Genomic DNA, 23,501 nt, shown 5'->3' on the forward strand with positions numbered 1-23,501 from the left:
CCTCACGGCTATATAAAATCAATTCAACACATTGAATAATGTTAACTCGACCTTAAATAATAAGTTGGAGTATTATTATAATAAATATAATAATATATAGTCAACTATAATAAAACTTTTCCATACTATTTAAAATCTTATCGCCGACTAAATATAACAACTATATTTATAATCATTATATAATCTTTGTTCGACACATATACACCCTTTTATTTAGAGCATATATATATCTTTGCTCAACTGTTATATCCCTTATGATAATAATATGTGCATTTTCATTTTTAATATACATATTATTATAAATTAATTTATTGGGTATTATGTTATTTTTTGCAGGTACATATATAGATTTCATGATTAAATGTATTTATATTTTTTGCTTTTAGTATATTTGTAACAAACTTCACTATGATATCTGATGATATTATGAGAATAATATATTCTACATAAAATTTATTATTTAAAATATTTTGCCACAAGACTCATTAAAGTTATAGAATTTAATTTAAATATATGTTTAATTAAATCAGTTGTCCAAAAAAATGATTTCTTATAATTATCATATATGATAGAATGTAAGAAAACTAGAAAACAGGTGATAGCAATGATATACTCTCTAAATAATGAAAAATTAGTTGAAGATTCCATTGATAATATAGATTCCGAAGAAAGGTCTTTTGTTGCTGTTATTACTTATGAGCAATTAAAAAAATATGCAGAGAAGCTTTTTATTAATGAAAAAATACTTTTCGATTGCCTTAATGGAAAAACCACAAAATTTGAAAGCTATGAAGGTTTTGATTATTTATCGTTAAAGATTCCAAAAGTTTTTGATGTGTTAAAACCATCTAAAAGAGTTTGCATATATATTAGAAAAAACCTTCTTGTATTTATTTGTGATAATTTTCAAATGGTAGATGAACTTATATTAAAAATTAACTCTGAAGAAATAAAATGTTCTACGCTTAGTAAGATGCTTTACATATTTTTTGACAAGCTAACATATGATGATACTAATTATCTTGAAAAACTTGAATATGAAATAACTGATCTTGAGGAAGGACTTATAACTTTAAAGAATGATAATTATTTAAAGAAGATAATTGTTTTAAGAAAAAAATTATTGAAACTAAAACGCTATTATGAGCGGCTTATAAATATTGCAGAATTAATCGAAGAAAATGAAAATGCACTTATTGATAAAAAGACAATTAAATATTTTAAAATGCTTACCAATCGTATCAATAGATTATATCAAGTAGTAAACAATTTAAGAGATTACGTAACACAAGTTAGGGAAGCATATCAAGCTCAGGTAGACATAAGTCAAAATCAATTGATGAAATTATTTACTGTTGTAACTACTATATTTCTACCATTAACTCTTATTGTAGGGTGGTATGGAATGAATTTTAAAATGCCAGAATATAATTGGACATATGGATATCCATTTGTCATATTAATCAGTATATGTATAATTAGTATATGTATTTTTTGGTTTAAAAAGAAGAAATGGTTATAAAATAGCTTAAGAAATGAAATAATTAAATATCAGGAAAATATATAAAGTGCATGATGATATATCTAATGTCGATAAAATTATTGAGTTATATATATTTTGGGTGTTACAATATTGGTAAACTTTGATACTAAATGATGAAAAGAGGAAAGCGAAATGAGAAAAATTAAATGGGGAATTATGGGTACAGGTACTATAGCTAATAATTTTGCAAGAGGATTAACATTTTTAGAGAATGCAGAATTATATGCAGTGGCCTCTCGTTCAATAGAAACTGCTTCTAAATTTGGAGAGCAGTATGGTTTTGCAAAGTGTTACGGAAGCTATGAAGAAATGCTTAAAGACAAAGAAGTAGAGGTTGTTTATATAGCAACACCTAATAGTGCACATAAAGAAAATATCATAATGTGTTTGAATAATGGAAAAGCTGTTTTATGTGAAAAACCATTTACTCTTAATGCTAAGGAAACAGAAGAAGTTATAAAACTTGCAAGAGAGAAAAAGATATTCTTAATGGAAGCTATGTGGACTAGATTCTTTCCAATAATGAAAAAAGTACATGAATGGATTAATGAAGGTGCTATTGGACCAATACGAATGATATCCGCTGATTTTGGATTTAGAAGAGAAGGAAATCCAGAAGAAAGAAAAGTTAGTTTGCAAAGAGGTGCAGGAGCTTTAATGGATGTTGGTATATATCCAATATCTTTTTCTACATGGATATATAAAAAATATCCCAATAGTATAAAAGCCGTTACTAGTCTATTAGAAACTGGAGTAGACGAACAATCAGCAATGACTTTTGGATATGAAGGTGGCCAGATGGCATTGTTATCATGTGCAATAAATACACCACTTCAAAATCAAGCGAGAATTGTTGGAAATAAGGGGACAATTGTAATACCTGATTTCATCAAAAGTACATCTGCAACATTATCAGTTATAGGGAAGGAACCTATAACTGTAAATATTCCTCTTGAAGGAAATGGATATAATTATGAGGCAGCAGCTGTTATGGAATGTTTAGAGAAAGGTGAAATAGAATGTAATGCCATCTCTTTAAATGATTCTCTTTCAATAATGAAAACAATGGACGAAGTGAGAAAGCAGCTAGAAATTACTTTTCCTTCTGAGTTATAGAATTAAGGTATTTTATTAAAAGTAAAATATTTAAAATTAAAAAGCACTTAAATGTTTAAATAAAGGAACATTTAAGTGCTTTTTAATTTTATAGTGAGAACTTTCATATAATTATAGGATAAAGAATGATGCAGCAACAATTAAATATACTGCTAGCAATTGTACACCTTCCAGCCAATTTGATTCTCCATCATTAGATACTCTGTTTACTATTAATACAGCAACTATAAGAGCAATTAATTCAAATTCATTAAACACAATGCTCATAGGAGTGAACAATAAACTTATGAAAATCAGTACTGGAGCAACAAATAATATTATTTGAAGACTTGAACCTATAGCAATTTCCAAAGCTACATCCATTTTATTTTTAAGAGCCATAACTACACCAGTACTATGCTCAGCTGCATTTCCGATTATAGGGATTATTATAATACCTACGAAAAATTCACTAAGACCTAAACTCTTTGTTATATCTTCAATACCACCTACTAAAAATTCACTTTCAATTGCAAGTAGTATAGTAGATATAATTAGTATTAATATAGCTTTTTTTAGTGACCACTTAGCACTTGTTTCTTCCTCAGAATTAACAATATAAATATCTTTATGAGTAAAAAAGGAAAAAATCAAGCTTAATATGTATATTGTAATCATTACGATTGCTACCACTATACTTAATCCTTCATATCGTGTGTTCAAAAGAGATGGATCAACGGTATGAGTAAATAATGCAGGAATGCATAAACCAACTACTGCAAATAGAAGCATACTTGCAGAAACTTCTACTACCTTTTTATTAAATTTTTGAGTTTTATGTTTTAAACCTCCAGCAAGCATGCTAGCACCAAGTACTAATAAGACATTGCCTATTACTGCACCAGCAACGGATGATTTAACAACTTCAAAAAGACCTTGTTTAAGTGCAAAGAATGATATGATAAGTTCAGTTGCATTACCAAAAGTACCATTTAGAAATCCGCCGATTTTAGGACCTGAATAAAATGAAATTTCTTCTGTTCCTTCACCCATAAGACCAGCTAGCGGAATTATAGAAAAAGCTGCAAGTACAAACATTATTGAAGGTGAAGCATGCATAAATTCTGCTATAAAGCTTATTGGGATGAATATAAGCATATATTTTAATATTTTCATCTAATTATTAACCCCCTTAATTATTCTTAATATCGATAAAAATTATGAATGTTATAGCTAGAGTCACTGTATATTATTATAAAGTATAAGTTGATATTATGCTATATTTTACTAGTTAAGTTAAACGTAAAAAACCAAGTAAGGTAAATTTTAATATTTTATATAAATTAAAGTATTTTTTGATTTTAATTTATATGTTATATTATGAGTATGATGATTTATATAGATTTCATAATAAAAATTATGCTTAGATATTATAAATTCTAAGCAGTTATGTTTTAAGCATAAGATAATTTCTGTTGCATTTGCATATATATTTATAACTATAGTATATAAATAATCTATATAAATTATTAGAAATATTATAATTTAAATTGTACACTAATATAAGGAGGTACTGATATGTCAGTAAAAATGTTGCATACCTGTATAAGAGTTAAAAATTTAGAGGAATCATTAAAATTTTATAAAGAAGGTTTAGGACTAATAGAAACAAGAAGAAAGGATTTTCCAGAGCATAAATTTACTCTTGTTTATTTATCAAATGAAGCTAATGGTTATGAAATTGAACTTACATATAATTATGGTGCAGAAAAATATGAATTAGGAAATGGATTCAGCCATGTTGCTATTGGAGTTGAAAAGTTAGAAGAATTAAGAGATAAGCATATTGAGCTAGGATACGAAGTTACACCTTTAAAGGGTCTACCAGGAGAAAAACCAGGATATTATTTTGTTACAGATCCAGATGGATACAAGGTTGAAGTTATTAGATGTTAATCACTGTCTACATTAAAGAGGCTGCTAAAAGAGAGTGCAGCCTCTTTAATCATTTGTAGCGTGCAATATCAAAATGTATTTTTATATAAAGTCATATGTTATAATTTACTTAATTGATAAAATCATGAAGGGATGATTATATGGAAAAAAAGAAAAATATTTACGTTCTTATCGGTACGGCGGTTGTAGTCATTCCATTTATTATTTGTGTAATCGCTTTTTTTGTATATAATAATATGCACAAACCTACAGACAAATTAACAGAGTATATAAATTATCTAAACCAAAAAGACTATAAGAAAATGTATGAATTAACTGACGCTGAGACAAAACAAAAAGTTTCAGAAGATGATTTTGTTTCAAGAAATAAAAATATCTATGAAGGTATACAAGCAAGTAATATTAAAGTAGAGGTTAAAGATGTTCAAAAAAGTAATACTGAGGCGACCATAAATTACATAATGAATATGGATACTTTATGCGGAAATCTAGAGTTTTCAAACAGTATAACCATGAGTAAAGATATAGGTAAAGATTATATGATAAAGTGGGGCTCTCAAGTAATATTTCCAGATTTAGCTGATAATGATAAAGTCAGAGTGGAAACAATAAAATCAAAAAGAGGGGATATTTTAGATAGAAATAACGTGAAGCTTGCAACCGATTCTGTCTCTTCTAATGTAGGCATTGTTCCAGGTAATCTAGGCGATGATAAAGACAAGTCTATTAATGATATTGCAAAACTATTAGAAACAACTCCAGATTATATAAACAATCAATTAAATGCTTCATATGTAAAGCCTGATATGTTTATTCCAATAAAATCCATACCTTATGGTGATGATAGAATTCCAAGTTTACTTAAAATTCCTGGAGTAAAGATTAATGATAAGGATTCAAGAGTATATCCTCTAGGTGAACAAGCAGCGCATCTAACAGGTTATGTACAAACTATAAATTCAGATGAATTAGAGAAGCACAAAGATGAACAATATACTGAAAGTTCATTAATTGGAAAAGCAGGAATTGAAAAAGCATTTGAAGACACTCTTAGAGGAATAGATGGTGCAGAAATATATATTCAAAGTAATACAGGAGATAAAAAGAAAACTATTATAACTAAAGACGTTAAAAATGGGACAGACTTGAAGTTAACCATTGATAGTAATATGGAAGCTCTTTTATATAATCAGCTAGGCAGTGATAAAGGGGCTTCGGTAGCTATGAATCCAAATACGGGTGAAGTTCTGGCTTTAGTTAGTACTCCGTCCTACAACCCTAACGATTTTGCTTTAGGTATGTCTAATGATAAATGGAACAGTTTAAATAATGATCCTAATAAGCCTTTATACAATAGATTTCAAGCAACCTTAGTTCCTGGTTCTTCATTTAAACCAATTACAGCAGCTATTGGGGTTGATACTAAAAAGATAGATCCAAATGCTGACAAAAACATAAAGGGGTTAAGCTGGCAAAAAAGTAACAGTTGGGGAAGTTATTCTGTTACAAGAGTAGAAGCGTATAATGGACCATCTAATCTCCTAAATGCTCTTGTTTATTCTGATAATATTTATTTTGCACAAGCAGCACTTGATATAGGAAAGGATACTTTTAAAAATAAATTGATTAGCTTTGGGTTTGCTGACAAAATTCCGTTTGAATACCCATTATACAATTCACAATTTACAAATGATAATAAAGATTTTAAATCAGAAGTCCAGTTAGCTGATAGTGGATATGGACAAGGAGAAGTATTAGTTAATCCAGTTCATTTAGCGTCATTATATACAATGTTTGAGAATGATGGAAATATTTTAACTCCTTATTTAACATATCAAAGCAATCCACAAAGTAAGATATGGAAAGCGAATGCAGTGACCAAAGAATCAACAGATTTGGTACTTCAAGATTTAATACAAGTAGTGGAAAATCCTGCTGGTACTGGACATGGAGCTTATACAAATGGGTTAACCATAGCCGGAAAAACTGGAACAGCAGAAATTAAGGCTTCACAAACAGATGTTAATGGAACTGAATTAGGTTGGTTTATAGGTATGACTACAAATAAGGCGCCTAATAATTTACTAGTTGCAATGATGGTAGAAGACGTTAAAGATAGGGGTGGAAGTCACTATGTAGTTCCAAAAGTAAAAAAAGCATTAGAAACTGTAAAATAGCTAAATAATTTTTAGTTGTAAGTTATAAAAAGCTATTATAACTTACTGAATAGGAGAGTGCTTCCTGTAACTCGATTTAAAAATTTATTGATACGAGTAATGGGGAGCACCATTCTATTTAAATACTTTCAACTATGTTTAAATGTAATAGTTAATAATACCAAGTTAAAAATTATCATTCAAATTTCCGTTCAAAAATACTTATTTTATCTTTATCATGAAAGTCATCTAGTGAATGTATATCAAGCTTTTCCAAAACTTGATCAAGCACTTTACTATGAACAGGGACTTTTATTGCTGAATTGTAAGCATATTTATCAGCAGCTTCTTTACCTAAATCTGTAGGAAGTATTGCCTTCGGTCCACCAACACATCCTCCTATACAGCCCATACCTTCAAGGAAATTTGCATCAAGTTCTCCTTTTAAGGCTTTTTCAAGAAGCTCTTTGCAATCTTTAACTCCAGAAGCCTTAGCAGCCTTAAAGTGTTCAAATTTTTCAGGACAAAGTTCCTTTATAACATCAGAAACTGCAATAGAAACGCCACCACTACGTGCATATAAACGGCCGCCTTTAGAAGCGTATTCTATAGAAGGAATTTCTTGCAGTTTATCAGGTTCAATTTTTAATGCTGAAAATATTTCATTAAGCTCCTCAAATGTTAATACAAAATCTACGGCATCATTTAAATCCTTATCTTTCGCCTCAGCTTTTTTTGCAATACATGGACCTATAAATACAACTTTCGCATCCTTATCTAATTTTTTTATCATACGGGCAGCTGCAACCATAGGAGAGACAGAAGGAGATAAATTAGGAACAAGTTCTTTGTATACTTTTCTTAACATTCCAATCCATATAGGACAACAGCAGGATGTTATCATAAAGTCATCTGGATTATTTACAAGTCTATCAAATTCAACAGCTTCCTTTATTGATAATGCATCAGCAGCAAAGGCAACTTCAAACATATCAGTAAATCCTATTGTTATTAATGCTGCTCTTAATTTATCCATTGTCACACTATCACCAAACTGACCAGAAATAGCGGGAGCAACAGCTGCAAAAACATGTTTATTATTCTTAATAAGATCCAGAACAGGAAGAAAAAATACCTTATCTAATATTAATCCGTTCTGGCATGAATCTATACATACTCCGCAGCTTAAACAACGATCGGAATCGATAAAAGTGCTCTTTTGTTTGTCATCATACATGATTGCATCAAATGGACAGGCTGCTTGGCAACTAAACTTGCCATTTTCATCTTTAGTGCATTCTATGTTGCAGCCTTTAATTTTTTCTATTAATCGTACATTAACAGTATATTCAGTTATAGCTTTCTTCAAGTTATATAAATAATTATTATCAAACTCCATATCAACTCCACATAAAGATGTAATTATCTGAAAAGTTTCTTGTGGAGATTTTTCATGGCATGTCATAATTCTCTCAAGAGTTTCATCGAAATTATCTTCATAATATGATTTAACCAGTTCATCAAATAAATCATTATATTTATTGTTCATTATGGCACCTCCAAAATATAAATATACTACTTATATTAGTATGTATATATTTGCAAATAATAATTCCTATATTATAAAGAAGTTAAATAAAATAATAATTTAATAAGAATAATATAAAGAAAAAAGAAAATTGTACAAATATGTAGAATGGGGTAGATTAAGTAGAAATTTAGTGATATAATTAATGTAAACGTATATCAAAGAAATATAATTTAAGGAGAAATTAAATGTTTATATATATTTTAAATATCTTGAATGACAGCTTAAGAAGGAATGAACACGATAACAACTTTTTACCTGCAGAAGTTTTAAAAGATGCAAAATACATTGTTGAACTTGGAAGAATTGACAAGGAATTAGATTTTAAGATAATTAGTAATCGTCTTAACAATGTTGTTGAACTTTTATGGAAATATAATCTATCTTTTAGAGAAACTATGAATACTTTGAGCAAGCTTCTAAATAATAAGAAAAACATGTGGATATTAGAATATTTCAATACCTCCAGCGTGTACAGTTCTAATATAATATTTAGTTCAGCAATAAATGAAATACTGCAGAAAGCTAGAGATAGCGGAGAGAATAGAAAAATGAATTACCTCGCATTATAAGATTAATAGTTACATATATTAAAAAGGAGCAGTATACACTGCTCCTTTTTAATATAATAATGAAATTATGCTCTGTTTACAGAACCGAATAATTCCATTTTTTCTTTAACTGTAGCCTTAATAGCTTCAAAACCTGGTGCCAATAATTTTCTTGGGTCAAAGCCTTTTCCTTCTAAATCTTTTCCAGCTTCTATGTATTTTCTAGTAGCTTCTTGGAAAGATAATTGACATTCAGTGTTAACGTTGATTTTAGCAACACCAAGAGAAATTGCTTTTTTAATCATATCTTCTGGAATTCCAGTACCACCATGTAATACTAATGGCATATCAGTTCCAACAGCTTCTTCAATTTTAGCTAATGCATCGAAATCTAATCCAGTCCAGTTAGCTGGATATTTTCCATGAATATTTCCGATTCCAGCAGCAAGCATTGTAACTCCTAAATCAGCAATTTGTTTACATTCATTTGCATCAGCAACTTCACCTTTACCGATAACTCCATCTTCTTCTCCACCAATTGAACCAACTTCTGCTTCTAAAGAAAGTCCTTTTTCATTAGCTATAGCAACTAATTCTTTAGTCTTTTCTATGTTTTCAGCTATTGGATAGTGAGATCCATCAAACATGATTGATGAGAATCCAGCTTCGATACATTTTTTAGCTCCTTCATAACTACCGTGATCTAAGTGTAGTGCAACTGGTACAGTGATATTTAATTCTTCGATCATTGCTTTAACCATAGCAGCAACAGTCTTATATCCAGTCATATATTTTCCTGCACCTTCAGATACACCTAAAATAACTGGTGAATTGTTTTCTTGTGCAGTTAATAATACAGCTTTTGTCCATTCTAAGTTGTTTATGTTGAATTGACCAACTGCATACTTTCCTTGTTTTGCTTTGCTTAACATTTCTTTAGCTGATGTTAACATTATTACGACCTCCGTATACTTGTAAATTTGTTGTGATACTAAATAGGCTAAGAAATAAATTTAGTTAATAAAATAACAAACTTTCTTATCCATGTTTATTATACTCTAAAAATTACTATATGAAAACAAAAAAATGAAAATTCTGTTTATAGAGTATTAAAGTAGAATAATGTCTTATTATATATACAAATGCAATTATTTAGGTTTAGCCGGCATAAATTATATAATTCTAAATATATATTTCAATTAGTTTTTCTGAATTTTACAGTTAGGCATTTACTTATAGCCTATGTAAATCAAAATATAATCTTAGCATTGAGATGTATATATTCAATTTTAATTTATACTTTAACAATTTCTACATTGGAATTTTTTAAATACATATATATTTTTATCTTAAGTAATATAATTATGCAAATAAACAGTGTTATCTGTAATTAAATATTAGTTAATTATTGAATTATTTCTTTAAGAGGTATATTATTCACATATAGGCTAAAACAATAGAACATTAGGAGGACTTTATTTATGATATGTGAAAATATTAAAAACACTAAAGATTACTCAATTATCAATAAGAATTTTGTAAAAGCTTTTGAGTTTTTAAAGAGTAATAATTTAAAGGAATTAAAAGTTGGTGAATATGAAATCGCAGGAAAAGATGTATTTGCATTTGTACAAGAATACACTACTGCAGATGAAAAAGAAAAAAATTGGGAAGCTCATGAAAAATATATTGATATTCAATTAATTATTGAAGGTCAAGAAATTATGGGATATGCTCCAATAACTAATTTAGAAGTTAGCGAAGATTTTAGACCCGAAAAAGATTTGATTTTTTATAAAGAAACAGATAAAGGCTCGAATATAAAATTTTCTGATGGAGATTATGCAATCTTTTTTCCAGAAGATGGACATAAACCAGGTTGTGCTCTAGGTAAACCTTCTAGTATAAAGAAAATAGTGGTAAAGGTTGCCTGCAAATAATTAATTTAGGCTTGTATAACATTTTGTACACGTGTGCAAATATTGCACAAGCCTAATTATAAAAATAGTAGATAATTATAATTCTGGATTCCATTTATCATTTCCACTAAGTATGTTAAAAATAGTATATTTTTTAATTTCAGTTTCATTTAAGATATAAGACCAAGGCATTCTTGTTTCATTAGATGCACCAGGTCCATAACTGTTATATTCTGCATAAACGGCTTCCTTCTCAGCAAGTGTCTTGTTCCAATTATTCCATCCTTCTTTTTTTATGTGATTTTCCATATAGCAATTTATAAATACAGTTTTAGCAAAATCTCTCCAAGGCCTTCCTAGATAAACAGTATTAGAAGCTGCATTGCTTGTTAATTTGCAATCAATAAACACATAACCAAATTCTTTGCCTTCTACTGTTGAGGCTGCAGTTATATATCCATTAACATCTCTATCCCTGTTTTTTGAGAATATTTCACATTTATTAAAGACAGCAATGGCAGAACCAAATATAAAATCTATATCACCTTCAATGTAGCAATTTTCATAATATTGTCTTCCTACAATTCGTTCTTTTTCATCAATAGGTCCACCAAAGTTATTGCCTTCTATTGGTTTAGGGGGAAGTGGACCAGTAAATAAAGTATCTTGATTTCCTAAGAATCTACAGTTTTTAAATTTTGCTTTATCACCTTCAACATATGCAGCTACGGCTTGCCCAACAACTTCACCAATTCCAGCAGCATTTTCAAAAGTTATATTTTTTGCAGTAAAATTTTTAGTGCCTATGAAAATAGTATAAGAATTAAATGTCCTATATGCTTCGCCATTTGGAAATAGTTTTTTTGCATAATCATCATAAGTTATAATAGTTTGATTTTTATCCTCTCCGATGAGGGTTATAAAAGGTTTTAAAATACATAATTTCTCTTTGTAGACACCTTTTTTTATATATATTTCAATTTCTTCAGCACTATCTTTTGTAACAGAATCAACTGCAGCTTGAATGTTATTAAATTGTCCTGTACCATCTTTAGCAACTATTATCATATTAAGCCTTCTTTCATTAAATATTATAAAATCTGAGACATAGCATTTAACTTGAAAGTATTTTTAATTACTTTATTATAGTAATATTATACTACTAAAGAATTATATTACTTATGTTAAAAAGTCTTTGCAGAAAAATTATTAATACTTAATATTACTTACTTAATGTGAATAGAAATGAATATATTATGTTTAAAGCCTTAATTTCTATTTTTAAAGTCTAGAGAATATTTAAAAATCTATACTTATATTATAATTTTTGAACATTTGTAGCCATAGGGCCTTTTTTGCCATCTTCAATATCAAAGGTTACACCTTCATTTTCATGTAACTCTTTATCTGGACCTTTTTCTTTAACTTGTGAATGATGTACAAAAACATCATTTCCTTCGCTGCATGATATAAAACCAAATCCCCTTTCAGCATCAAACCATTTGACTACACCAGTAGTTTTAGGCATAAATCATTCCTCCTTAATATAGTAATTATTTAATAGTATTTGTTAATGTAAGAATTTTAAACCTAAATACAGCGATTTTTATAGGATTATATTCTAATTCAAATATTGATTGAAAGTGTACGCTTATAATTCTTTCTGTAATTAAACTTAGTGATAAAGTCACAGACAATTATGCTGATAATTTTATAAACTCTAATTAAGTTAAATAAATAACAATCAGTAGTATGAAAATAATCGAAATATTATCATGATGTTTTATGAACATGCATTATAAAAAAGGAGAGATTTTATGACTAAGAAAATAATTATCGTTGGTGGAGTTGCTGGTGGTGCGTCTACTGCTGCAAGGCTTAGAAGATTAGATGAAAAAGCTGAAATAATTGTGCTTGAAAAAGGTGAATATATATCCTTTGCTAATTGCGGTCTTCCTTATTATATCGGTGAGACAATAGACGATAGAAGTAAGCTTATAGTACAGACTGTTGAAGAAATGAGTGAAAAATTTAATCTGGATATAAGAAACTTTAATGAAGCATTAAATATAGATAAAGTAAATAAAGTAGTTAAAATTAAAAATCACAAAACAAATGAAGAATATGAAGAATCTTATGATATTTTAGTTTTATCGCCGGGAGCAGCACCAATAAAACCTCAAATATCAGGAATAAGTGAATGTGATAATTTATTTACTCTTAGAAATATACCTGACACCGATAAAATTAAAGCATATGTTGATGAGAAAAAACCGAAGCATGCAACTGTAATAGGAGGAGGATTTATCGGTCTTGAAATGGCAGAAAATCTTCATGCTTTAGGAATTAATATAACATTAGTTGAGGCAGGAAGCCAAGTAATGGCTCCACTAGATTTTGAAATGGCAAGTATCATTCATGAACATTTAATAGATAAAGGTGTAGAACTACTATTAAATGATGGAGTCAATGGTTTTAAAGATAATGGTAGAAAGATAGTATTAAATAGCGGAAAAGAAGTATCAACTGATATTGTAATATTATCAATTGGAGTAAAACCCGAAACAACAATTGCAAGAGATGCAAATTTGAAATTAAATGAAAGAGGAGCTATTATAGTTGATAAATTTATGAAAACCTCTGATCCTAATATTTATGCTTTAGGTGATGCGGTAGAGATTATGGATTTTGTAAATGAAAAGCCTACAATGATTCCTCTAGCCTGGCCAGCTAATAGACAAGGTCGAATAGTAGCAGATAACATCTGTGGCAAAAAAGCTGAATATAGAGGAACTCTTGGTTCATCAGTTGCAAAGATATTTGACTATACAGCAGCAACAACCGGAAATAATGAAAAGACTTTGAAAAGATTAGGTATTGAATATGAAGTTATACACATTCATCCAGGTTCTCATGCTGGCTATTATCCAGGTTCTTTCCCTGTAGCCTTTAAAATGCTATTTGATCCAAAATCGGGAAGAATATTTGGAGCGCAAGGAGTTGGCCTTGATGGTGTTGAAAAAAGAATTGATGTAATAGCAGCAGCAATTAAAGGAAAACTTACTGTATTTGATTTACAAGATATAGAACCTTGCTATGCGCCACCATATAATTCAGCTAAAGATCCAGTTAATATGCTTGGATACTATGCTTCAAATATTATAGAAGGATTTACAAAAACAATTCAATGGCATGAAATTGATAAATTAGACGCTGAAAAATCCTTAATTCTTGATATAAGAGAAGAATTTGAGTTAGTTACAGGAGGCTTTGATAATTCTATCCATATTCCACTTGGAGAGTTGAGAAAGAGAATAAATGAAATTCCAAGGAATAAAAGTTTATATGTTACCTGTCAAGTTGGACTTAGAGGATATGTTGCCTGCAGAATTTTAGAACAAAATGGATTTGACTGTACAAATATAGACGGTGGAGTAAAAACTTATTTATATGTAAAAAGAGCAGAGGAAAGTATAGAAAATCAGCATAAAAACAATATAAAAATAGATGATGAGGTAGCTGTAATGAAACTAGAAAATTCAGATATAACAGAAATAAATGCTAATATAAGTTTAAATGCATGTGGACTTCAATGCCCTGGTCCAATAAAAAGAGTATTTGAAGAAATTAAGAAAATGGAAGATGGAAATATTTTAGAAGTTAAAGCAAGCGATCCTGGATTTACGAAGGATATAAAATCATGGTGTGATTCAACTGGAAATACTCTATTAAAATCAGAATTTAATAGCAGCGAAAAAGCCTTTATTGCTTATATTCAAAAAGGAAAAGCGCCAGCATTGAATTTACAAACTGAGGCTCTTAAAGTAGAAGCTATAGAAAAAAATGGAGCGACACTAGTTGTGTTTAGTGGAGATTTAGATAAAGCAATAGCCTCATTCATAATAGCTACAGGAGCTGCATCTATGGGAAAGGAAGTTACAATGTTCTTTACCTTCTGGGGGCTTAATATATTGAAAAATCCCAATAAGCCTAATGTAAAGAAGGATACTATGGAAAAAATGTTTGATATAATGCTTCCAGCTCATCCAGGAAAATTACCATTATCTCAAATGAATATGATGGGAATGGGTCCTGCAATGATAAAGCAAATCATGAAAAAACATAATGTTGATAGCCTTGAAACATTAATAAAGAATGCAATTGATATGGGTGTTAATGTTGTAGCATGCTCTATGAGCATGGAATTAATGGGAATAAAGAAAGAAGAATTTATTGACGGCGTTGAAATAGGAGGAGTTGCTTCATATCTAGGTGCTGCTAATGATTCAGGATTAAATTTATTTATTTAATATATAAATTTTAAATGAAACTAACTATAAGAAGCTATTGCAATTAAGTAGTAAAACTTTATGCAATAGCTTCTATATTTATAAAAGTATCAATCTTGAAATGGTTAGCTATATATAATAAAATATCCATAGAGGTTTATTTAACAAACAGATTTTAAAGACGATGTTTAATAAATTTCTTCAGGATATTTTTAAGATAGAGGGTAGTATACATGAGAACTATTTATAAGTGTTTTCCAAATGGGAAATTTAAAGTATTAACAATGAGCTATGATGATGGACGAGAGCCTGATAAAAAATTAATTTCTTTATTTAATAGGTATGGAATTAAAGGGACTTTTCATTTAAATTCTGGGCTTCTTAAGGATGCACCTCCAACCCCAAATGATATTTATGGATTAAGAATACCTAAGGAAAAAATTAGCGATTTATATAAAGGACATGAAATCTCATGTCATACAGCTACTCATCCAACTATTTCAAGATTATCAATAGCTCATGTAGCAAAGCAAATTCTTGAAGACAGGGAAAAACTTGAATCGATAGTTAGATATACAGTAAGAGGCTTATCTTATCCTAATGGTTCATACAGTAATGAAATTAAAGCAATACTACCTGGTCTTGGAATAGAATATGGACGAGTCGTTGAAACTACTGGTACCTTTGATATTCCAGAAGATTTTCTTGAATGGAAAGGAACTTGTAGGCATGGTGATCCTAACTTTCTTAAGTATGCAGATGATTTTTTAGCTTTAAACAAGAAACAATACTTATATATGTTTTATGTATGGGGACACAGTTATGAATTTCCTAGAGACAATAATTGGGATATCATCGAGAAATTCTGTGAGAAATTGGGGAATAGAGAAGATATATGGTATGCAACAAATATCGAGATAGTTGATTATTTAAAGGCAAGTGATAATTTACAATTTTCTATGAGCGGAGAGTTTGTATATAACCCTAATTTTAAATCTGTTTGGATAAGTGTGAATGGAATCGTGTATGAAGTTCCAGGTGGAAAGCAAATTCATTTCAAATAGTTTAGTATTAAAAAATTTATAATTGGAATAAAAAAAGAGTACAATATAAAAGGAATTGAATATATTGATAATGAGGTCACTGCATTTATACAAAAGGTTTAATGTGGTGACTTTTATATTTTTTTAAGCCAAGCTTTTTCTAGAATCTAAGCTTCTATTTTTATAGAAGGAGAATAAGTTATATTATTATTTTATAGATAGGGGAATGATTAAATGATACAGCCTAAACCTTTAAAAGATGGAGATAAAATAGGATTAATCGGGCCAGCTGGTCCAACTCCAAATGATAGAATAAATCCTTCAGTTAAAGCAATGGAAGACTTAGGTCTTAAAGTGGTTTTAGGTGAAAGCTGCAGAAGCTTACATGGCTTTTTATCTGGAAGTGATGATTTAAGAGCTAATGATATAAATATTATGTTTAAAGATAAAAATATTAAGGGAATTTTTGCAATAAGAGGTGGTTATGGTTCAGCAAGATTACTTGATATGCTGGATTATGAGATGATTAAAAGGAATCCTAAAGTGTTTGCAGGATATAGTGATATTACAGTTCTTCATAATGTACTTAATCAAAAATGCAAACTAATAACTTTCCATACCCCAATGGCTGGAACGGAATTATATAAAGGGATAGATTGTTATACTATGGATTATTTTAAAAGAAACATATTTAGTGATAAACCTTTAGGGAAACTTGAAAATCCTAATGGACAAAAAATTAAGACTTTAGTTAATGGATGTGCAACTGGAAAACTAGTTGGAGGTAATCTTTCTTTAATAGTTTCATCTCTAGGAACTCACTATGAAATTAATACTAAAGACAAAATATTATTTTTGGAGGATGTGGATGAATTACCATATAAAATAGATAGGATGCTGCTTCAATTAAAACAATCAGGAAAATTTAGAGATGCAGCAGGTATTATTTTGGGAGCATGGACTGATTGTAAGGCAAAAGAGGAAGATAAAAGCTTAAGTTTGATGGAGGTTTTTGAAGAACTAATTAAACCAGAAAACAAGCCTACAATTTATAATTTAGCCTGCGGACATTGTATGCCTACTATGAGCCTCCCTTTAGGCAAAAAAGCAGCCCTAGATTGCAGCAGAAAGGAAATAACTATCTTTTAATATATTACTACAAATTAATGAGGTGATTAAATGAAATATGCTGTGGTAAATAAAACTATTGGGATATTAAAAAGTGAGCCTAAAGAAATTTCAGAAAATGTTGATGAAGTTTTATTTGGAATGAATGTTGAAATACTTAAAGCTGAACATAATAATTGGTTTTATATAAGAACTCATTACAAGTATGAGGGATATATAAATGGAGAAAATCTGATTATTGATGATATTAACTCAAAAATATGGAATAGAGAAAAAAATACTGTAGTATTAAACTCATTTGCAGATGTACTAAACAAACCTGAGGCTTCCGGATATCAAATAGCAAGTTTAACGAGGGGGGGAAATTTAATTTCAACTAATGAAATCAGTGAAAATAAAGGATTTGTAAAAGTTAAATTACCAGATTCCAGAATAGGATGGATTAGAAAAAGTTTTATATCAAAATTAATAAATACCTATTATATAAAGGATGAAGAAAACTTGAGAAAGAATTTAACCAAAGCTGCAATAAGCTATTTAGGAACTCAATACAGGTGGGGTGGAAAAACACCTCTTGGAATTGACTGTTCGGGTCTCTGCTCAATGGCTTACATGCTAAATGGGATACTGATTTATAGAGATGCTAAGATAAAAAAAGGCTTCCCAATCAAAGAAATATCATTTGAAAAACTAAAGCCAGGAGACTTGATATTTTTTCCTGGTCATGTAGCTATGTATTTAGGAAATGGAAATTATGTTCATTCGTCAACCAGTAATGATATTGTTAAAATAAATAGTTTTAATGATAAATCAGAAAATTATAATGAATATTTATTCAAAAGTTCTAAGAAGTTTGGAAGCATATTTTAAAATGGAAAAATAAAGTCTTAAATTTATTTTTATAACTTTCCCTGTTAAAATAGGTATATAAATTATCTACTAAGCTTGTAAGTGACTTATATATAAGTTGACAGATTTAGCCGCAATGAGTAATTTATTGAATAATAATAGTATTAAAATAGTTAAATTTTATATTGCAATTATCATAATTTTTCAATATAATGTAAATTGTTGGTAAAAAATGTTTTTGACGGAAGGGGGCTATATAATGGATGAATTAAGATATAAATTGATAAACCTTATAGACGAAAAAGGATTGTTAAATGAAAAAACAATATCAGTTAGTCAAGAATTGGACAACCTTATTGTGTATTATTATAAAACTAATTATCAGCTAATTGGTAAGTAAAAATATATAAATTTTAATAAGTATCTATAATAAGATACTTTTTTTATTCTTCAGAAATTTATAATAAAGTAAAATGTATTTATGAGGCAGCTGCGTAAAAAAATCTATAGCTCCACAAAGAATAAAATTATATATACATGATACCATATTATCACTATAATTATAAATTATAGTGATTTAGATAATTTAAATTAGTGATTATAATTTTTATTTAAGCTTAAACTAGAGTTTATTTTAAATACAATAAGTTAACAGGGGATATGGAATATGAATATTTTAATTGCAGATGATGAATTGTATATGCTTAAGATATTGAAAGCATATTTTGAAAAAGAAAATTATAAAGTTTTTTTATCAAAAGATGGTGAAGAGGCTTTAGACATATTTTACAACAACAAAATAGACATAGCCGTTTTAGATTGGATGATGCCTAAAAAGAACGGTATAGAGGTTTGTAAAGAAATTAAGGAGAAAAGTAGTTCAAAAGTAGTAATGTTAACAGCTAAAAATGAAAATGAAGATGAGTTAAAAGCCTTAAACATTGGTGCAGATGAGTATATTAAGAAACCTTTTGATCCTAGAATATTATTAGTTCGTGTAAAGAAACTTCTAAATATAGAGAATATTATTATTTCAGGAAATATAAAAGTGGATTTAAAAGGTAAAAAGATGTTTAAAGATGAAGTTGATTTAAATCTTACTAAAAAGGAATTTCAATTGATTCAATGTTTGTATGAAAATAGAGGTATGATTCTAACGAGGAAGCAGCTATTAGATATAATATGGGGGTTAGATTACTTTGGAGAAGAAAGAACTGTAGATACGCATATAAGAAGATTAAGAGAAAAGATAGGAGAAGAACTAATAAAAACTCATCGCGGAATGGGTTATAGTTTAGAGCTAAAAGATGAATAAATTAAATCGAAGATTATTTTTGCAAATATCCATGGTACTCATATTATTATTTTCTTTTTCATTTCTAATTAATAATTATTTCTTATCTAAGTATTATTTGCACGAAAAGAAAATAGATTTATTAAATGCAGCTGAACAAATAAAAACCTTAGATTCAGATACTATTGAAAGCAGTATAAAAGAAATAGAAAATGAATATGGAATTACTGTAATAGCTGAAAATTATGATAATGATGTAAATAATTTTAACGATTCCATAAGAAAAGATTTGGCAGAAAAAGGAATTACTTTGAACAAGTTTTGGATTACTGAAGACAATATAAGTAAAGTAATTGATGGAAATAGAATAAATCTTTTATATAATCAAGGAAAATTGAATTCTAGTTTTTTAATAACTCTTTTTAAAAAAGGAAATTATATAATTCTTGCTGGATCATCAGTAGCCCATGATAGTGAGACTATAGAGATTGTAAATAAATTCAATCTGTATCTAATTCTTATTTCATTAGCAGTTTCTTTTATTTTAATTTGGTACTTTTGTAGGAAGATCCTCATGCCTATTGGAGAACTTAAAAATGCTGCAAAAGATATTGCTAATTTAAAGTTTGTAAAGACTGAAATTACTACAAAAGATGAAATCGCTGAACTTGGAGATAGTATAAATGAGATGAGTTGTAAATTAGAAAAATCTCATATGGAATTGAATGAGAAAAATGAAAACTTAAAAACTTTCATTTCTAATATTTCTCATGAACTAAAAACTCCTTTAGCATTAATTAAAGCATATATTGCAGGAATTCAAGATGGATTAGACGACGGAAGTTATATGGAAATTATAGAAGAACAGACAGAGGATATTTCTAATTTGGTAGATACCTTATTATACTTGTCAAAGTACCAAAGTGAAGATATTAATAAGAATAAATTTGATTTAGAAGAAGTATTTTTTGATACATTTGAAAAGTATAAGATTAGTATTAAAAATAAAAATATAGCTATTTCCATTGATACAGAAGGATTAATAGAAAGAATAGTTATTGCAGATAAAGATAAAATAGCTATTGTTTTTAATAATTTTATCAGCAATGCTATAAAATATACTTCAAACAATAAAATAGATATTTTATTTAAAAATACTGAAGATAAAATACTTTTTTTAATTGAAAATGAATTAAAGGATTATAATCCAGAAGTGATAAATAAAATCTGGGAACCCTTTTATGTAATAGATAGTTCTAGAAGTAAAGAAGTATCAGGAACAGGTTTAGGCCTTGCAATTGTAAAAACTATTTTGGAGAAACACGGCTTAAAATATGGTATAAATTTAAAGGAAAATAAAATAAGTTTTTATATACTTTTTCAAAGAGAGTCCTAAAGATTTGCAGGATTCTCTTTTTATTCTTTATGAAATTATATTATTTGATAATCTGCGGATAACTTATGAAAATGTCTATTTAATTAGGTTCAGTATGAAAAAAGAATAAAAAAACAAATCTTATTCGCCTGCAAATTTTTTTCTCATAATTTAATTTTGTAATATTGGCGTAACATAAAATTGTTATATTAGCAAAGAAATTTGAAGAGCATTATATAGTCCTACTATTGTCTTATTCCCACAAGTATGGGACATGATGCAGAATAAAAATATAAAGAGGTGATAATTTGAGAAAATTTATATCATTGTTGACAAGTATTATTTTAATTTCAACTACACTTAGTGCTTGTGAACCTATAAAAACTTTGCTAGCTGACAAGTTTAATGAGCCTGCTCATAAAAGTAATGATTTTACTTTTGATGTGGATCCATCTACCTTTGAAATTGATGTAACTTCTGATGGAAAGGAAGAAGAAGCCAGTGAACCGGAAGAAAAAAGGGACGTATCTAATTTTAAAAAATCTACAGATGAAGTATCTTGGGAATATCCTTCAGAGAATATGGGAGTAAACATAAAAAAGGAGAAGGATTATCTAGATGTAAATATAAAGGCAAATGATGTAGGTGAATTAAAATGGCCAGAAATAAGTGGTGATAGTTATATACTTCCTTTATGGGAAGGAAAGTATATACCAAGTGATGATCAAAATTGGAAGAGCTTTTTAAGCGGACAGGAAATGAGTCTCTTAGAAGATTTTTCAATGCAGTTTTTTGCTGTAAACAAGGGCAATTATTCAGTGTTATATGTTATGGAAAATATGTTTAATGACAAAATACAATTTGATACAAAGGATAAAATTAGTTTTAGCTTAACTCATGAGTTTCCATCAACTACTGATGATAAAGAATATAATTTTAGGATATATGTTACTTCAAATGACCCAGTAGATATAGCAGGTATATATAAGGATTATATTAAAGAAAAAGGGAAGTTTACAACTTTAGAGGAAAAGGCGAAACAAAATCCAAATATAAGAAAACTCTACGGTTCCCCTTTTATTTACTTATGGGATAAAGAGTTTATAGCACAAAATAATGTAAACTGGACTGCCTTAAGGAAGCTTCCAGCTTCAAGTGGAAGTGACTGGATAAATAATTTTATAAAGAAAAATGTTGAGGATGGTACAGATGCAGCTACAGAACTGTCTAATATTAAAACTCAAGATTATGTAAGTGATTATCAAAAAAATACTATAGTAAGTGCAATAAATCAAGCTCTATTATCAAAAAACTTCTATAATTCTAGTGCTTTTCCTAATATAGATGATGAAGGTAAGCAGCTAGCAAATAAAGGTGTAGACAATTTAAATGATGCAGAGCTATATGATTTAAATAAAAGAGCTTTAAAAAGTGAATGGAATGATGCAACTGATGATATATCTAAGTGGGGAAATGGTAATTCACTGCCTCTATTAGAGGATATAAATAATTCGGGTATTAAGAATGCTTGGTTAGGATTCTCTGATTGGACAACAGGACTTATTAATCCAGAGTTTGTATCAGAAGCTAATAAAGATGGATATTTAATAGCTCCATATGATTCTTATCACTCTATACAAGAACCTGGAAAAGAACAATGGGATACAGCTGCCTTTACTGATAGTAGTTTATATGAAAACGCCACTATTACCGATAAGGATGGGAAAAAGGTAGATGGATTCCTTGGAGAAGGTAGAAAGCTAAATCCGACTTTATCTTTACCAAGCGTAGAAAATAGAGTACAGAACATCTTAAACACTGGAATTCAGTTTAATTCATGGTTTATAGATTGTGATGCTGCAGGAGAATTATATGATGATTATTCACCTGACCATACTACAAGTCAGGAACAAGATATGAATGCCAGATTAAATAGAATGTCATATATAAGGGATGACAAAAATATGGTTATCGGTTCTGAAGAGGGAAATGATTATGCAAGCCAGACTATTGCATTTGCACAAGGCTTAGAAACACCAGTTATAGCATGGTCTGATGATGATATGAGGAAAAATAAAAATAGTCAATATTATATTGGAGGCTATTATTCTCCGAATGGAGGGGTTCCACCAATTTATGGGAAGCAGGTTCCTTTAAAGGATTTATATAAACAGATTTATTTAAGTCCAATATATTCATTGCCCCTTTACAAATTAGTTTATAATAATTCTGTAATTACATCGCATCATTGGGAATGGGGAAGCCTAAAAATAAAAGATGAGGTATCAAGCACAATGCTTAATGAAATTCTATATGATACACCTCCTTTCTATCATTTAGACAAGAATAGCTGGAATAGCGACAAAGATTTAATTCTTTCGCATTTAAATGTATGGTCGCCTTTTAGCAAGAAAGCTGTTACACAAGAAATGACAGATTTTAAAGTTCTCTCTGATGACAGAATGGTTCAAATGACTACCTTTGGTAAGGACTTAAAAGTTGTGGCTAATTTCTCAGACAAAGAATTTAAATATAATGATGATACAATTTCGCCTATGTCATTAATCATATATGATGGAGATCAAAAAACAAACTATACTCCAAAAGCATCATAACGCTATTCTAAGTTGCATTATGAAAGATCATACTGATATGCATATTAACTATATATAGTTAAGTATTATTTCTAGTTTTGTCATATAAAAATTAGGCAAT

Annotated in this window: 19 protein-coding genes; 14 read left to right on the plus strand and 5 right to left on the minus strand. The window is 28.9% G+C overall.

The window, feature by feature from the left end:
- The first annotated feature begins 604 nt into the window (after window positions 1-604).
- Together CLOBL_RS03440 and CLOBL_RS03445 are read left to right on the plus strand one after the other, a co-directional pair.
- Window positions 605-1,522, plus strand: a complete 918-nt coding sequence (locus CLOBL_RS03440) for a CorA family divalent cation transporter (protein ID WP_077857739.1) — start codon at window positions 605-607, stop codon at window positions 1,520-1,522.
- Between the two features lie 153 nt (window positions 1,523-1,675).
- Window positions 1,676-2,659, plus strand: a complete 984-nt coding sequence (locus CLOBL_RS03445) for a Gfo/Idh/MocA family oxidoreductase (protein WP_077857740.1) — start codon at window positions 1,676-1,678, stop codon at window positions 2,657-2,659.
- A gap of 111 nt (window positions 2,660-2,770) precedes the next feature.
- Here the strand turns inward: CLOBL_RS03445 and cax are convergent, their stop codons facing one another.
- Window positions 2,771-3,814 carry a calcium/proton exchanger gene (cax, locus tag CLOBL_RS03450; RefSeq protein ID WP_077857741.1) on the minus strand — a complete coding sequence of 348 codons (1,044 nt, stop codon included), beginning with the start codon at window positions 3,812-3,814 and terminating at the stop codon, window positions 2,771-2,773.
- Between the two features lie 402 nt (window positions 3,815-4,216).
- Here cax and CLOBL_RS03455 point away from each other — a divergent pair, with 402 nt between their 5' ends.
- Together CLOBL_RS03455 and CLOBL_RS03460 are read left to right on the plus strand one after the other, a co-directional pair.
- Complete coding sequence (locus CLOBL_RS03455; RefSeq protein ID WP_009170717.1) at window positions 4,217-4,594, plus strand: VOC family protein; 378 nt, start codon at window positions 4,217-4,219, stop codon at window positions 4,592-4,594.
- Between the two features lie 140 nt (window positions 4,595-4,734).
- A complete protein-coding gene (locus CLOBL_RS03460) occupies window positions 4,735-6,771 on the plus strand; it encodes a penicillin-binding transpeptidase domain-containing protein (protein ID WP_077857742.1) in 2,037 nt (678 codons plus the stop codon).
- 175 nt (window positions 6,772-6,946) lie between these two features.
- Here CLOBL_RS03460 and CLOBL_RS03465 read toward each other — a convergent pair whose 3' ends face one another.
- Window positions 6,947-8,299 (minus strand): [Fe-Fe] hydrogenase large subunit C-terminal domain-containing protein, encoded by a 1,353-nt coding sequence (locus CLOBL_RS03465; protein ID WP_077857743.1) that lies wholly within the window; start codon window positions 8,297-8,299, stop codon window positions 6,947-6,949.
- 227 nt (window positions 8,300-8,526) lie between these two features.
- Here CLOBL_RS03465 and CLOBL_RS03470 point away from each other — a divergent pair, with 227 nt between their 5' ends.
- A complete protein-coding gene (locus CLOBL_RS03470; RefSeq protein ID WP_009170714.1) occupies window positions 8,527-8,910 on the plus strand; it encodes a hypothetical protein in 384 nt (127 codons plus the stop codon).
- A gap of 65 nt (window positions 8,911-8,975) precedes the next feature.
- Here CLOBL_RS03470 and fba read toward each other — a convergent pair whose 3' ends face one another.
- Window positions 8,976-9,842: a class II fructose-1,6-bisphosphate aldolase gene (gene fba, locus CLOBL_RS03475; protein ID WP_077857744.1), complete on the minus strand. Its 867-nt coding sequence runs from the start codon at window positions 9,840-9,842 to the stop codon at window positions 8,976-8,978.
- A gap of 528 nt (window positions 9,843-10,370) precedes the next feature.
- Here fba and CLOBL_RS03480 point away from each other — a divergent pair.
- A complete protein-coding gene (locus CLOBL_RS03480) occupies window positions 10,371-10,829 on the plus strand; it encodes a YhcH/YjgK/YiaL family protein (RefSeq protein WP_077857745.1) in 459 nt (152 codons plus the stop codon).
- A 75-nt stretch (window positions 10,830-10,904) separates the two neighbouring features.
- Here the strand turns inward: CLOBL_RS03480 and CLOBL_RS03485 are convergent, their stop codons facing one another.
- Together CLOBL_RS03485 and CLOBL_RS03490 are read right to left on the minus strand one after the other, a co-directional pair.
- The gene (locus CLOBL_RS03485; RefSeq protein WP_077857746.1) at window positions 10,905-11,876 is read right to left on the minus strand and encodes a pectinesterase family protein; all 972 of its coding nucleotides are present in this window, start codon (window positions 11,874-11,876) and stop codon (window positions 10,905-10,907) included.
- A gap of 250 nt (window positions 11,877-12,126) precedes the next feature.
- On the minus strand, window positions 12,127-12,336 hold the full coding sequence (locus CLOBL_RS03490; RefSeq protein WP_077857747.1) for a cold shock domain-containing protein: 210 nt from the start codon (window positions 12,334-12,336) through the stop codon (window positions 12,127-12,129).
- Between the two features lie 289 nt (window positions 12,337-12,625).
- On the opposite strand from CLOBL_RS03490, the gene CLOBL_RS03495 reads away from it, so the two are divergent.
- From CLOBL_RS03495 to CLOBL_RS03530, 8 genes are all read left to right on the plus strand, one after another.
- The gene (locus tag CLOBL_RS03495) at window positions 12,626-15,118 is read left to right on the plus strand and encodes a CoA-disulfide reductase (RefSeq protein WP_077857748.1); all 2,493 of its coding nucleotides are present in this window, start codon (window positions 12,626-12,628) and stop codon (window positions 15,116-15,118) included.
- A 212-nt stretch (window positions 15,119-15,330) separates the two neighbouring features.
- Window positions 15,331-16,161 (plus strand): polysaccharide deacetylase family protein, encoded by an 831-nt coding sequence (locus CLOBL_RS03500; RefSeq protein WP_077857749.1) that lies wholly within the window; start codon window positions 15,331-15,333, stop codon window positions 16,159-16,161.
- Window positions 16,162-16,374: 213 nt separating this feature from the next.
- Window positions 16,375-17,289: an LD-carboxypeptidase gene (locus CLOBL_RS03505; RefSeq protein WP_077857750.1), complete on the plus strand. Its 915-nt coding sequence runs from the start codon at window positions 16,375-16,377 to the stop codon at window positions 17,287-17,289.
- Between the two features lie 30 nt (window positions 17,290-17,319).
- Window positions 17,320-18,138: an SH3 domain-containing C40 family peptidase gene (locus CLOBL_RS03510; protein WP_077857751.1), complete on the plus strand. Its 819-nt coding sequence runs from the start codon at window positions 17,320-17,322 to the stop codon at window positions 18,136-18,138.
- 238 nt (window positions 18,139-18,376) lie between these two features.
- Window positions 18,377-18,517, plus strand: coding sequence for an aspartyl-phosphate phosphatase Spo0E family protein (locus tag CLOBL_RS03515; protein WP_179117673.1), 141 nt, complete (start codon window positions 18,377-18,379; stop codon window positions 18,515-18,517).
- Window positions 18,518-18,784: 267 nt separating this feature from the next.
- A complete protein-coding gene (locus CLOBL_RS03520; protein ID WP_077857753.1) occupies window positions 18,785-19,432 on the plus strand; it encodes a response regulator transcription factor in 648 nt (215 codons plus the stop codon).
- Window positions 19,425-20,807: a HAMP domain-containing sensor histidine kinase gene (locus CLOBL_RS03525; RefSeq protein WP_077857754.1), complete on the plus strand. Its 1,383-nt coding sequence runs from the start codon at window positions 19,425-19,427 to the stop codon at window positions 20,805-20,807. Before CLOBL_RS03520 ends, CLOBL_RS03525 begins: the two co-directional genes overlap by 8 nt.
- A gap of 287 nt (window positions 20,808-21,094) precedes the next feature.
- Window positions 21,095-23,401: a glycoside hydrolase gene (locus tag CLOBL_RS03530; protein ID WP_077857755.1), complete on the plus strand. Its 2,307-nt coding sequence runs from the start codon at window positions 21,095-21,097 to the stop codon at window positions 23,399-23,401.
- Window positions 23,402-23,501 lie beyond the last annotated feature (100 nt).

The organism is Clostridium sp. BL-8, from assembly GCF_002006495.1.
Lineage (GTDB): Bacteria > Bacillota > Clostridia > Clostridiales > Clostridiaceae > Clostridium.